This is a genomic window from Pseudoalteromonas sp. S1609 (assembly GCF_005887255.1).
Lineage (GTDB): Bacteria > Pseudomonadota > Gammaproteobacteria > Enterobacterales > Alteromonadaceae > Pseudoalteromonas.
In genome coordinates this window covers 17,128-31,767 of the sequence record NZ_PNDJ01000010.1, presented here as the reverse complement: position 1 = coordinate 31,767, position 14,640 = coordinate 17,128, and the positions used below count along the sequence as shown (strand labels likewise).

The window sequence follows — 14,640 nt, the reverse complement described above, 5'->3', positions numbered from 1 at the left end:
CCTATATTTTTAGCTTAGTTATTTAATAGTTGGTTCAAAACAAATTTGAAAACCGCAACGTTTACTGAAAAACGCAAATTTATCGTTAAATTGGGCAAAATGCTCCATAAATACGGTACCCCGGCCTATCGCTTAGAAGCCCACTTAATGGAAGTGGCGACTTATTTAGATCTTAAATCATCGTTTGTTATGTCGCCCACGTCGGTTACCTTTGTTATTTGGACCGATGGCCATGAAGATGAATATACCCATGTTGCCCGCGTTGACCCAGGCGATCACGATTTAGGTTCACTTGCCGATACCGACGATTTAGTTAATAAAATGCTCAATGGCGAGCTCACGTTGCAAGAGGTTGATCAGCAACTTGATATCATTTTTGATGCTCCAAATCCTTATAATAGAGTACTGACAGGTGTTGCCTTTGCTACCTCTGGCGGCGCATTTGCCATGCTTATGGGCACCAGTTGGAATGATGTTATTTGGTCTGGTTTATTGACCTTTGTTGTATACTTATTTGTATTGTGGTCGGCTCGTTCGAAACGTGTGGCCCACATGCTTGAGCCATTAGTGGCGATAGTGTCGGCTATTCTTGCTTGTGCTATTAGCGTTCATTTAGATGCACACATCAACATTCGATTAATTGTACTTTCTGCCATTATTGTGTTTATACCCGGTTTAGCCCTTGCACTTGGCCTAGCTGAACTTGCAGCCAGACACTTAGTATCGGGCACAGCACGCGTAATGGACTCATTTATGTTGCTGTTTAAGCTTTATTTTGGGGCTTTTATTGGTCTTGCTATTGGCTTTGCGGTATTTGGGCAAGCTGATTTCGTACAACCTGAGCCGCTACCAAAGTGGACTGCATGGCTCGCTATTTTACTTTTATGTAGTAGCTTAATCGTTATTTTTAGAACTAAGCTTAAACATGCAATCTGGTCTATTGCCTCAGGCTTTATAGCTTATGGCACCAGTATTGGGCCTGCTATTTATTTAGATTTAAATTACACGTTAGGGACCTTTATTGGTGCATTTTCAGTCGGTGTATTTAGTAATTTATTTAACCGTGTTGCTAATGCCCCGGCCTCAATTGTTGCTATGCAAGGCCTAATTGTATTGGTACCAGGGAGCAAAACGTATATTGGTTTAAACTCACTGATTGAAGGCCAAGACTTTGTTTATGCAGATCATATTGGTCAGCAAACGTTTTTAATCTTTATGTCGCTGGTGGCAGGACTTATTTTTGCAAACGTGGCACTTCCTCCTAAAAAGAGTCTATAGATTTATGCGCGGTTTTAAGCCGCGCTTTTGCATAACTACAACATTAAACCTCCTCTTTTGAGGATTAATCGCATTTTTTAGTATATTGAGAACACCTTGCTATAATGGCTGAAATCTAATAAAGCAAAGGAAATAACAATGCTAAAAACTAGCTTAGCGATAGCAATTGGGCTTTCAAGCTCACTTGCATTTGCGCAATCAGCAATTACTGTTGAAGACATTCCAAAAGTAAAATCGGTAATACAAACAACCGTTAGCCCCGATGGCGACAGTGTTGCATTTACCCGTTCGTTACCTCGCACGCTTTACGTTGACGAAAATGGCAGCAATTACAGTGAGCTTTATGTTGTTGACGATAAAGGTGTTGAACGCCCTTTTATTACCGGTTCAGTTAATATTAAAAGCCTACAATGGTCAAACGACAGCAAAACAATTTACTTTTTAGCGAAATTAAAAGACGACAAATATACTTCGCTTTACCAAATACCTGTTGATGGCGGCCAAGCACAAGCGGTTATGTCATTAAAAGACACATCTATTTCAAGCTATCAGTTAAGCCCTGATAACAAGCAAGTCGCTATTTTAGCAATGCCAGCTGCTGATAAGTCAGAAAAAGAACTTAAAAAACTTGGCTTTAAAGCAGAAGTGTACGAGCAAGGCCTTAAAAACAAGCAGCTTTTTATTGTAGATTTAGCTAAAGCCGACAAGCCACTTACCCCTACCGCACTCAATGTTGATAGCTACGTGAGTGACGTTAATTGGGCTGCGAATGGTGAAAAGCTTCTGGTTAAAACTCAACCTACTGCACTAATTGATGATAAATACACAAAATCGATGTGGCACTTGTTTGATATTGCCAGCAACAAAGTCACCTTATCGTTTAAAACTGAAGGTAAGCTAGGCGATGCCGAGCTTTCGCATGACGGTAAATACATTGCTATTTTAGGTGCTGAAGATAAGCACGACCCTGCAACTGGCCGCTTATTTATTGCCGATACTAAAACCGCCGAAATCACTGAATGGTTACCTAACTTTATGGGCCAAGTTGTTGACGTTGAATGGTCGCATAAACGTAACACGCTTAACTTTATTGCCAATGTTGGCACAGAAAGTTTTGTTGCGAGCATTAAAACCGGCTCTAACAAATACAAGAAGCTAGTAAAAGAGGGCAAATTTATTGCCTCACAGCTAAGTGTTTCTGATTCAGATAAAACACTAGCACTTCGTGGTAACACGGCAAAACACCCTAACGAAGTCTTTATTGTGCGCAGTAACAAGGCAAAGCGTTTAACTGATTCAAACAGCTGGTTAAACGACAAACGCTTTGCTAAACAAGAAACAATTACCCTTAAAGCGCGTGACGGTGTAGAGCTTGATGGTGTATTAGTTTACCCACTCGATTATGAAAAAGGCACACGCTACCCACTAATTATGTCGGTACACGGTGGCCCTGAAAGTCATGATAAAAACGGCTGGGTAACTAACTACTCGCGTCCTGGTCAAATGGGCGCTGCACGTGGTTACGCGGTATTTTACCCTAATTACCGAGGTTCAACAGGTAAAGGCGTAGATTACTCTAAACTAGGTCAAAACGATTACGCAGGTAAAGAGTTTGACGACTTAGTTGATTTTAAAAATCACCTTGTTGATATGGGATTAGTTGATACTAAACGCGTGGGTATTACCGGTGGTTCTTACGGCGGTTATGCATCAGCGTGGGGCGCAACAAAGCTAACCGAGCACTTTGCTGCCAGCGTTATGTTTGTGGGTGTAACTAACCAGCTATCTAAATTTGGTACTACTGATATTTCAAACGAAATGAACCTAGTTCATGCGCGTTCATACCCATGGGATAAATGGCAATGGTACCTAGAGCGCAGCCCAATTTACTGGGCGGGTCAATCTGAAACGCCACTGCTTATTATGCATGGTAAAGACGATCCTCGTGTTCACCCTGCACAATCTATGGAACTTTACCGTTACATGAAAGTGCAAGGTAAAGATGTTCGCCTTGTTTACTACCCAGGCGAAGGCCATGGTAACCGTAAAGTAGCGGCACAGTACGATTACAGCTTGCGTTTAATGCGTTGGATGGACAACTACTTGATGGAAGGCAAAAAAGACATGCCTGCATTTGAAATTGACCATGCGGCTAAATTAAAAGCAGTGAAAGACGCTAACAAATAAGTCTTAGCTTAATACCAAAGGCCAACATAAATATGTTGGCCTTTTTGTTTGTAATGCCAGGCATGCTTAGTGGCACAGCGCTGCTTATGTTACACTCTGACTAATTATTCTGATAACTGCTAATCACACTATTGCCATGTCAAACCCTGCTAGCTGCTTTACCACTTTTAATGAAAATATAGATAACCTTGCACTGCCTGAGCAGTTTACGTTTCCCTTTTATTATAAACCTCATCCGCTGGCCGTTGCCGCTGCAAAACAATTACAACAACAATTAAAAAAGCTAGATAAGGCTATTTTAGATACAGATGATATTGATGCCGGTAAAATGTTTGGCGTATTGGTTGTTCAAGATGAGTCGCAACAGCTAGGCTTTATTAGCGCCTATTCGGGGCAAATAGCGGGGATAGATGAGCAACTGCATTTTGCGCCAAATGTGGCACTTAAACATATAGACGATGCAGAATTTAGTCAGCAGAGCCAAGTGATTAACGATATTAATGCGCAAATTACAGCCTTGCAAAACAGTGATAATTATCAACAAATTGAGCAACAGTTAGTGACTGCTCGCCAACACTATGAGCAACAACTTATCGCCAAGCAGCAAGCGATGCAAGTAACTCGAAAACAGCGAAAACAGCAACGACAAGCCGCCAGCGAACAACTCAATAATGATGAGTTTGAAAAACTGAAGAACCAATTAGCTGGGCAGAGCATTGTTGAGAAAAAACAACTACAAGCATTAAAGCAACAGTGGCAAACACGCATTGCAGCGCTTGAACAAGCACAACTCACAATAGATGATGAAATTAACGGATTAAAAAAACGCCGTAAAGTACTCTCTAAAAATTTACAAAAAAAGCTATTCGCTCAATACCAGTTTTTAAATGCAAACGGCGAAGTGACCGATTTGAATGCCATTTTTGCCAAACTGCCCGAACACACACCGCCTTCAGGTGCGGGAGATTGTGCAGCGCCAAAATTATTACAATATGCCTATAAACATAATTTAAAGCCGCTGGCTATGGCCGAATTTTGGTGGGGCGCACCGCCAAAATCAGCGATTAGGCATCATTTACATTATTACCCATCGTGTTACAGCAAATGCCAGCCTATTTTAGGACATATGCTGGAGGGGTTAAATGTTGAAGACAACCCGCTCTTGGTCAACCCTGCACAGGGTAAAGACCTAACGATTGTTTATCAAGACGATGATTTGTTGGTGGTAAATAAACCTGCTGAATTTTTATCTGTGCCAGGCATTAATATTGACGATTCGGTATATATGCGTATTAAAACTCAGTTCCCACACGCTTCGGGGCCACTTATTGTACACCGATTAGACATGTCGACTTCAGGGCTGTTAATGATTGCGCTAAATAAACGGGTACATAAAGCACTGCAAAAGCAATTTATAGAGCGTAGTGTAGAAAAACGTTATGTTGCTTTAGTGGCGGGTAATATTGCTGCTGAAAGTGGCAGCATAGAGCTACCTTTAGTGCTTGATTTTGATGATAAGCCACGGCAAATGGTGTGTTACAAAACGGGGAAGCCGTCATTAACAACATGGCAGGTACTGGAACGTAAAAATAATACTACCCGCTTACAACTCTATCCAAAAACAGGACGTACTCATCAATTGCGTGTTCACTGTGCCCACCACTTGGGGTTAAATACACCCATTGTGGGCGACACCCACTACGGTGAAAAATCAGACCGACTACATTTGCATGCCGAGTATTTAGCTTTTACCCATCCTATTAGTCATGAACGATTAGAATTTGAAGTAGCCGCTGATTTTTAAATCTTCGCTGCTTTTAGTTGTATCGGATTCTAAAACAGTGCCATTTTTTCATATTGCAAAGTAGGTAACTTTTACCGTTGCAATATAGAAAAAATTACCTGCATTATGCAAAGCCACAACCCAAACAATATAAATATCTATAAAATTCATACTGTTAAAAATTGGCATTGGCTTTGCTTTTATTATTGTACGTATTTGTTACAGCAACTTAACTTGATTGAAAGCGCCAAAAAGTGCTTTTAATTACACACAGTAAATGGCTTGCTAACCGCTTACTTTGCTCAACAGAACTTCCTACACTCCCTGTGTACTTTATTGGTTATAGGCTAACGCTTATAACCATTTTTTTTGCTTATTATTTAACAGTAAATTTTACGTCTTGATCGCGTAATAAATAAAGCACAAAACACGCAGCCCACATAGGCCATGCTGCAAAAAACAGTAAATTATTAAAGCCATCAATGTACTGGTTGTAAGAAGATAGCGTTGATAGTCCATGCATTATAAAAATAACACCGTAAGTAATACGTTTTTTAAAACCGACTAAAAATGCTATTACTAGCAATAATTGCAGTGCACCTAAAATATAAGCAATAGTATCGGTAGAGCCACTGATCCCATAAAAATGTTCAAAAATACGGGCGCTATGCCCCGGATTTACAAATTTATCCAGTGTCCACATTACCATCACAATAAACACCCCTAATCGCAGCGATAAAAGCGACCATTGCAAACGAGTTTGTACATCTGTATTGATCGAATCTGTCATAAAATTTCCTTAAAAAAGATATAAATAAACTAATTGGCAAGTAAGACCGTATAAACGTATTTTTATTTTCAATTAATTAAAATTAAACCTAAACTGATCTTAAGTTGAGTTATTTAAAGGCACTATTATTTAAGCGCTAAGATAAAAAATAAAAATATTAGCAATTGATTGAAAGATATTTTTATCTGTCTTGGTCTTTTGTGTACATCAACATATAAAAATAGAGAAACACGATTTGAAATACACGTATTTAGCTTTAACCCTCGCCCCCCTGTTAAATGTAGCTTTAGCTGCTCAGGCTAATGAAACAACTAGCTCTGACCCCATTGAGCGAATTGAGGTGGCAGGTCAAGCGCTTAAATCTAAAAACCTCTCTATTAAAAACACCACAGTAAACGGCCCTTTTGGCGACAACCTGGCTTTGCAAGACATAGCCCGCTCTGTGACGCCTATCTCTAAAGAGTTAATTGAGCAATTAAATATAACAACATTGCACGATGTGCTCGCTGTAAGTCCTAATACATACGCGGCCAGTGGTTTTGGTGCACCAAGCTTACCGACGATCCGCGGCCAGTTAGGTGAGTTATTTCAAGATGGTACTCGACGCCAAGCAGGTAATAATGGTTTTGGTGTGCCGTTGTCGTTTAATGCGATAGAACAAATAGACGTAGTTAAAGGCGCACCGCCTGTGCTGTTTGGTTCAAGCCAACGTAATGGTGGCTTTGTAAACTTACACTCTAAAACAGCGTCAACTGATCAGCGCAAAGGCAATGTGAAGTTGTCTGCAGGCAGTTGGGATAAGTATAGTGCCCAAGTAGATTACAACGCACCGATTGTTGAGAATAAAATTGGCTTACGTGTTAGCTATGAGCATATTGATCAGGGTAGTTATTATGACTACTCAGCCACACAAAGTGATAGCTTGTTTGCGGCATTAAAAATTTTACCGGATGATAAAAGCAGTTGGGACATTAACTTTGAACTGTACCAAACAGAATTTACCGATAACGCCGGTATAAACCGCCCTACCCAAGCGCTTATCGATCATAATCTTTACATTACTGGTCAAGGGTTACAAGCGAATGGCAGCACAGTGCCTAGCGCAGGCTCTATTATATCGCCTACAGGACAAGTCAAAATAGATACCAGCCGTGTGCTTACCGATCCTGATAATCTCAATCAAGCAACCACTTATTTAGTTCACAGTATTTATAAGCGCGCACTGTCTGATGTAATGTCGATTAAAAACATTAGTTACTTTCAACATTTACAGCGCGAAGAAATAGCACAAAATAGTTTTGTTGAAATAATTGATGGTGCCGATACCGCACAAAACCGCACTGAACTTACGTATCAATGGAGCGATGAGCAGCAAACCTTATTTGCTGTTGATGTTCGCTACAATAAAGTATTGGGTTACAGCCAGTTTACTACTGAAGCCGACACACCTATTGATTTAACCGGCCCACTTTCAAACCGCCGCATTCCATTAACTGATACTCAAAAAGCACGTTTGGTAGAGCTACGTTCTGGTGTATATGTATCCCCTGGTGGTCAGTACGATATTAACAATGATGGCAGTGGTGATTTTAATTTATCAGACACTACAGACTCACGCTCATGGCAAACCGGCATTGCCATTCAACAAGACTCACAATGGACTGACAGCTTACGCACCAGTGCTGGCTATCGTGTTGATTACTATGATGTAGAAGCACGCGACCCCATTGCGCCTCAAGGTCAAATAGCGGCTAGTGATAGCATAAATGATACACTGCAATCAGCGCAGCTGAGCGTTAATTACTCAGTTAATGACGATTTAACCACTTATGCGGCAGCAAGTTATAACGAAGCCACCTCTAACAGCATGGCCGGCGGCAATACGTTAGGTGGTGACAATACAATTAGCGCACAAAATTTTGCTACGGAAAATACTTTAGTCGAGTTTGGCGTGAAATATGCGCCAACACAAAGCGACTGGTATGCAGATGCTGCTGTATTTAGCCAACGCCGCAGCTTACGTAATCGCGATGGTAGCAATACTGGCATTCGTACAACCGGATTCGAAAGCCAAGTATTTTACGACGCTTACCCTTACTGGGTAAGCGCAGGCTACAGTTACATTGATGCCCGTTATGATAACTCTGCGACAGGCCAAGACTCAGCTCAAATAGCCGATGCGTTTGATAATTCGCGTCCCGATATTATTGCGGGTAACAGCATTGGTGCACCAAGTTATACAGCTTTTGCTCCCTCAAACCGTCAAGTACAAGGGATCCCAGAGCAATCGTTAAGCTTAAACGCTAACTATACAATTACTTCTCAGTGGCAAGCTGGATTTTCTGCCCTGTATACTAAAAGCTACCCATTGGATTTTTTGGCTACCGTATACATTCGCGATCAGCACACCTTAAATGTTAATACCAGCTATGCGTTTACCTCAGCAACTAAATTGAGGCTTGATGTAAATAATATTACCGATCAGCAAAACTGGCGCCCTGTATTTGAAGGCGGTTATTTTGGCGCGACACTCGCGTTCCCAGAATTACCAATTAACGCTAAGCTCACGCTTACCCATAACTTTTAAACCGTTTGAGAGATAGCATGTTAAAAAAATTAAGTTTGTTATTACTGGCGGCGATAGGTGTCGGCTTATTCTTTTTTTATGACCTAAACCAGCTTCTTACCCTTGACGGGCTAAAAGGGTCGATGGCGCAATTTGATCAGTACAAAGCCCAATCACCGTTTTTGGTGATCGGAGGGTTCTTTTTACTTTATATATTAGTTACCGCGCTATCACTGCCCGGTGCAGCTATTTTAACGCTAGCCGCAGGTGCATTATTTGGTTTGGCGCAAGGTCTATTAGTTGCCTCGTTTGCCTCAAGCATTGGTGCTACGTTGGCATTTTTAGTGTCACGTTATTTATTGCGCGATACCATAAAAAAACGCTTTCCTGAACGTTTAGCCGCTATAGATACTGGGGTTGAAAAAGAAGGCGCATTTTACTTATTTACGCTGCGCTTAGTGCCTGTTTTTCCGTTCTTTTTAATTAATTTATTAATGGGTTTAACCGCTATTAAGTCATGGACTTTTTACTGGGTAAGCCAAGTAGGCATGCTGGCGGGTACCTTTGTATTTGTAAACGCAGGTACGCAACTTGCGCAAATAGAGAGCTTATCTGGCATTTTATCGCTGGATTTAATTTTATCGTTTGCGTTATTAGGGTTATTCCCGTTAATTGCAAAAAGCCTAATAAATGCAATAAAAAAGCGCCGTGTTTATAAAAACTACACTAAACCCAAAACATTTGACCGTAACATGATTGTTATTGGCGCAGGTGCTGGCGGCTTAGTGACAAGCTACATTGCAGCAGCAGTTAAAGCCAAAGTAACCCTAATTGAAGCCGGCGAAATGGGTGGCGACTGTTTAAACTACGGGTGTGTGCCAAGTAAAGCCGTTATTAAAAGCGCTAAAATTGCTGAGCAAATTCGCCACGGTGAACACTACGGCTTAGAAAACATGGCACCGCAGTTTTCGTTTAAAAAAGTAATGGCACGTGTACATAAAGTAATTGCCGACATCGCCACGCACGATAGCGTTGAGCGCTACACAAACCTTGGTGTAGATGTTGTAAAAGGCTACGGTAAATTATTAGACCCGTGGACTGTAGAAATTAAACTTAACGATGGCGGCACGCAAACACTCACAGCCCGTACTATTGTTATTGCCACTGGTGCACGCCCATTTGTACCGCCATTACCTGGTATTGAAGAAACAGGCTATGTAACAAGCGATACATTATGGACTAAATTTGCTGAGCTTGAAGAAGCCCCTAAAAAGCTTGTTGTACTTGGCGGTGGTCCAATTGGGTGTGAACTTGCACAAAGTTTTGCACGCTTAGGCTCAAATGTTTCGCAAATTGAAATGGCTGAACGCATTATGATCAAAGAAGACTTAGAAGTGTCTACCTTTGCTCACGAAGCGCTGACAGAAAGTGGCGTAAACATTTTAACCTCGCATCAGGCACTACGCTGTGAAGCGCGCGACGGTAAAAAATTCATTGTGGTAAAACATAACGATACCGAAATCGATATTGAATACGATGAACTACTATGTGCTGTTGGCCGAAGCGCTCGCCTTAAAGGTTACGGCCTTGAAGAACTTGGCATAGAAACTAACCGCACTGTAGTTACTAACGAATACCTTGAAACGCTTTACCCTAACATTTTTGCCGCGGGCGATATTGTAGGGCCGTATCAGTTTACGCACGTAGCCGCTCATCAGGGTTGGTACGCAGCAGTAAATGGCTTATTTGGTAATCTTAAAAAGTTTAAAGTAGATTACCGTGTCATTCCGTGGACCACATTTATTGACCCTGAAGTAGCACGTGTTGGCTTAAACGAGCAAGACGCTATTGATAAAGGCATAGATTATGAAATCACTCGCTTTGAATTTGAAGAGCTAGACCGCGCCATTACCGACAGCGCAACCAAAGGCTTTATAAAAGTAATTACCCCTAAAGGCAAAGACAAAATACTCGGTGTTACAGTGGTATCTGAGCACGCTGGCGATTTAATAGCTGAGTTTGTACTGGCAATGAAACACGGTTTAGGCCTTAACAAAATACTAGGTACAATTCATAGCTACCCTACGTGGGCTGAAGGTAACAAGTACGCAGCAGGCGAGTGGAAACGCGCTCATGCACCAGAAAAAGTACTTAACATGCTTGAAAAATACCACGCATGGCGCAGAGGCTAATATGTTTAAAACACCTTTAAAAGCGCTATTGTTAGGGTCTGCTTTGCTTGCAACATCGTTTGCAAGCAAAGCTCAAAACATGCACGACAGCTGGAATACATTATTAAACAACCATGTTGTAGCTATTAATAATGGCCACAGCACAGAGGTTGATTACGCAGCAATAAAAGCTAAGCACAGCGAGCTTAAAAGCTATTTAGATTCGTTATCGGCTGTTACGCAAAATGAGTTTGATACGTGGGAAAAACCTAAGCAGTTGGCGTTTTTAATTAACGCATATAACGCCTTTACTGTTGAGCTAATATTAACAAAATACCCAAACCTTAAATCAATTAAAGATTTAGGCAGTTTTTTTAGCTCACCGTGGAGCAAAGAGTTTGTGCCATTACTTGATAAAACTCGCAGCCTTGATGATATAGAGCATGGTTTAATACGTGGCAGTGGTAAATACAACGACCCACGTATTCACTTTGCTGTAAATTGCGCAAGTATTGGCTGCCCTGCGCTACGTGAAGAAGCCTACACAGCCACTGATTTAGAAAGCCAATTGCAAGATCAAACGGTGCGTTTTTTATCTGATATGACTCGAAATATAGCGCAAGATAACACGCTAAGTATGTCTTCAATATTTAAGTGGTACGGCGATGATTTTGAACAAGGCTTTAAAGGCGCAAATACGCTACAGCAGTTTTTTATGCAATACCCTAAAGCACTCAAGCTCACACCCGCTCAGCAAAAAGCACTTAAAAATAACAACATGAAAGTTAAGTTTTTAGACTACAACTGGGATTTAAATGCTCGCCAATAAATTTTGGCAAACATTATCGCGATACAGCTTATTCTGTGTCGCCTTTTGCATTTGCCTTGTTATTAGTTTTAAAAGCCTAGCAAGTACACAATTACAAAGCCGTTGGCAGCAAGTTGAAAAGTTAGGTAAAGACCAAAGCGTATATTTTTATGCTTGGGGCGGTGATGCGCAAATAAATGCCTATATTCAGTGGGCGGCTGAGCAAGTAAAAGCTAAATATAACATTGAGTTAGTGCATGTAAAGCTTAGCAACACCAGCGAGGCCGTTAGCCGCGTACTCGCTGAAAAATCAGCAAACAATAACGATAAAGGCAGCGTAGATTTAATTTGGATAAACGGTGCTAACTTTGCCACCATGAGCGAGCACTCATTATTACTTAAACAATGGGCTAATAAGCTGCCTAACTTTAGCTATACCGACCCTAGCAATAACCCTGCGGTTAATTTTGATTTTGGAATACCCACTAATGGAATGGAAGCCCCTTGGGGTCAAGCATCGCTCACCTTTTACTACGACAGCTTAGCAATAGATGGCACTGCAAATAACACACTACCAACAACTCTAAACCAATTACTTAGCTGGAGCGCACAAAACCCAGGGCGCTTTAGTTACCCAAAGCCACCTGATTTTTTAGGAATGAGCTTTTTAAAATACGCGCTTGTTATGCTACATCAACAAAGCGATGACTCACTTAAAGCGCAGTTAAATCAGCCAGCTACTGCACAAAACACAGCTCAAATATTAAACCCGTTATGGAACTTTTTAAATAAGCTGCACCCAACACTTTGGCGCGGCGGTAAACACTTTATGCAAGGTGGTGCACAAATGCGCCGCTTAGTAGGCGACACCGAGCTAAGCATAGCGTTTACGTTTTCAGCGCCCGAAGTACCCGCCGCCGTTAAACGTTATGATTTACCAAAAAGTATTCGCAGTTATGCTATGCAAGATGGCAGTTTAAGTAACACCCACTTTGTAGCCATACCTTATAATGCAAGCCATGCACAAAGTGCGCAATTAGTGGCTAATTTTTTATTAAGTCCAAAGGCGCAAGCACATAAGCAAAAACCTTCAGTTTGGGGGGATAAAAGCGTATTGATTCAATCTACATTGAGCCAAAAGCAGCAAGCCTTGTTTAAAACGGTGGAACCGCATCCAAGCGCATTACCCTTAAATAGCATTAAACGCACGCTTAGCGAGCCACACCCAAGCTGGGTAAACGCTATTATGCAAGGTTGGCAAGCGCGTTTTGGAGTAAGCCAATGAGTGTTGTTTCAAATAAGTTAGCAGCGAGCTCAACACTTAAACCACACAAAAGCGCCGATATGTTTACTAAATTAGTTAAATTAAGCCCACATTTTTTACTGGCATTGCTAATTTTACCGGTAATAGGTGGCCTAATTAGCGTGCTATTGCCCGCTTTTGGTTATGCACCAGTACTTGAGCATACAACACTTGGCCTACATGGCTTTACTATGCTTGTGCAAACACCCGGCCTAACACACATGGTTATGCTAAGTGTTAGCAGCGGATTAATAAGCACCTTACTTGCCTTTATCATTACGTTAATGATTTTAGCGGCATTTTTTAATAGCCCTTGGCTTAACCGTATTCAGCGTTTACTAAGTCCCATACTCGTAATCCCCCACGCAGCAGCCGCTATAGCCGTTGGTTTTTTAATTGCTCCTTCGGGTATGATCTCGCGTTTAGTATCGCCTTGGTTTAGTGGATGGGAACTTGCCCCTAACGGCATGTTTCCGCATGACGCGTTTGGTATAAGTATAATTTTAGGCTTAACCCTTAAAGAGCTGCCTTTTTTACTGTTAATGGCGCTAGGTGTGCTTGCCCAACCTGAGCTTGGCAAAAAACTGCGCCAACAACATAAAGTAGCGCTTAATTTAGGCTACTGCCCTATGACTGCTTTTTTTAAAGTGATTCTGCCAAGCCTTTACCCATTACTGCGCCTACCGATTTTAGCCGTATTGGCTTATGCCAGCGCAAGTGTAGAAATGCCACTTATTTTGGGGCCAAATACTCCACCCACATTGGCTGTAGCCATTATGCATTGGTTTAACGACGTAGATTTAAACCTGCGTATTAAAGCCTCTGCGGGGGCATTATTGCAGCTTGTACTTACTGGGGGGTTACTAGCTCTTTGGCTTGGCGGCGAAAAAACTATAAAAGCATTATTTAGTGATTTACTAACCAATGGCGAGCGAGAATATGGCGGTGTTTATTGGCAAAAAATAACGACCGCATTAACAGTATTTGTAATTGGCTTTATTTTGCTCTCGTTAATTGGCTTAATTATGTGGTCGGTTGCCGGATTTTGGCGTTTTCCGGCGGCATTGCCCGATCAGCTCACGCTACTTCACTTTAAAAGTGCGCTAATGCAAATGCAAAGCCCGCTTTATAATACCCTTGCTATAGGGCTAGTTACTACGTTATTTGCCATTATTATTACCCTTTTGTGCTTAGAGTCAGAGCAGTTAAGTGCAAAACCCATGTCGCGCTTTACCAGCTTAATTATTTATTTACCGTTGCTTGTACCAAGTATTGCGTTTTTATTTGGCCTAGTGTGGCTGCAACAATTAGTAAATAACCAGGCCGCGTTTTTTAATGTGGTATTTACCCATTTATTGTTTGTACTGCCGTATGTGTTTTTATCGCTTGCGAGCAGTTATAGGCGATTAGACCCTCGTTTTGCTCATGTAGCAGCAAGCCTTGGCGCAACACCCTGCAAAGTGTTTTTACAAGTAAAATTACCCCAGTTATTTGCCCCTATTTTAATTGCGGCCGCACTTGGTTTGGCCATTAGCTTTGGCCAATATTTGCCTACACTTTTAGCCGGTGGCGGGCGCATAGCAACCATAACAACCGAAGCGGTCACCCTTGCTAATGGCGCAAGTAGGCGCACCAGTGCAGTGTATGCCATTATGCAAATGGCATTACCACTCATTGGCTTTATACTGGCGTGGGTTTTACCTAAGTACTTTTTTAAAAGCGCACATCGCTAACCCATAAATTAAAAGGTTTTT

9 protein-coding genes are annotated in these 14,640 nt (G+C 41.5%); 8 read left to right on the top strand and 1 reads right to left on the bottom strand.

Annotated features, from left to right (window positions below; translation table 11 throughout):
• Positions 1-45 precede the first annotated feature (45 nt).
• The 3 genes from CWB76_RS03635 (at position 46) to CWB76_RS03625 (ending at position 5,269) form a co-directional block, all read left to right on the top strand.
• Positions 46-1,278, top strand: coding sequence for a threonine/serine exporter family protein (locus CWB76_RS03635; protein ID WP_138605511.1), 1,233 nt, complete (start codon positions 46-48; stop codon positions 1,276-1,278).
• Positions 1,279-1,416: 138 nt separating this feature from the next.
• Positions 1,417-3,465 carry a S9 family peptidase gene (locus CWB76_RS03630; RefSeq protein WP_138605509.1) on the top strand — a complete coding sequence of 683 codons (2,049 nt, stop codon included), beginning with the start codon at positions 1,417-1,419 and terminating at the stop codon, positions 3,463-3,465.
• Positions 3,466-3,601: 136 nt separating this feature from the next.
• Positions 3,602-5,269, top strand: coding sequence for an RluA family pseudouridine synthase (locus tag CWB76_RS03625; protein ID WP_138605507.1), 1,668 nt, complete (start codon positions 3,602-3,604; stop codon positions 5,267-5,269).
• A 355-nt stretch (positions 5,270-5,624) separates the two neighbouring features.
• On the opposite strand, the gene CWB76_RS03620 is transcribed toward CWB76_RS03625, so the two are convergent.
• The gene (locus CWB76_RS03620; RefSeq protein WP_138605505.1) at positions 5,625-6,038 is read right to left on the bottom strand and encodes a hypothetical protein; all 414 of its coding nucleotides are present in this window, start codon (positions 6,036-6,038) and stop codon (positions 5,625-5,627) included.
• 235 nt (positions 6,039-6,273) lie between these two features.
• On the opposite strand from CWB76_RS03620, the gene CWB76_RS03615 reads away from it, so the two are divergent.
• Genes CWB76_RS03615 through CWB76_RS03595 form a run of 5 tightly spaced genes read left to right on the top strand, consistent with a single transcriptional unit; the run spans position 6,274 to position 14,619 of the window.
• A complete protein-coding gene (locus CWB76_RS03615; protein ID WP_138605503.1) occupies positions 6,274-8,625 on the top strand; it encodes a TonB-dependent receptor in 2,352 nt (783 codons plus the stop codon).
• Between the two features lie 17 nt (positions 8,626-8,642).
• Complete coding sequence (locus CWB76_RS03610) at positions 8,643-10,796, top strand: dihydrolipoyl dehydrogenase family protein (RefSeq protein WP_138605501.1); 2,154 nt, start codon at positions 8,643-8,645, stop codon at positions 10,794-10,796.
• Position 10,797: 1 nt separating this feature from the next.
• Entirely contained in the window at positions 10,798-11,604 is an 807-nt protein-coding gene (locus tag CWB76_RS03605) for a DUF547 domain-containing protein (RefSeq protein WP_138605499.1), read from the top strand.
• Positions 11,591-12,868, top strand: a complete 1,278-nt coding sequence (locus CWB76_RS03600) for an ABC transporter substrate-binding protein (protein WP_138605497.1) — start codon at positions 11,591-11,593, stop codon at positions 12,866-12,868. The genes CWB76_RS03605 and CWB76_RS03600 overlap by 14 nt, the downstream gene beginning before the upstream one ends.
• On the top strand, positions 12,865-14,619 hold the full coding sequence (locus CWB76_RS03595) for an ABC transporter permease (protein ID WP_138605495.1): 1,755 nt from the start codon (positions 12,865-12,867) through the stop codon (positions 14,617-14,619). Before CWB76_RS03600 ends, CWB76_RS03595 begins: the two co-directional genes overlap by 4 nt.
• Positions 14,620-14,640: the final 21 nt, after the last annotated feature.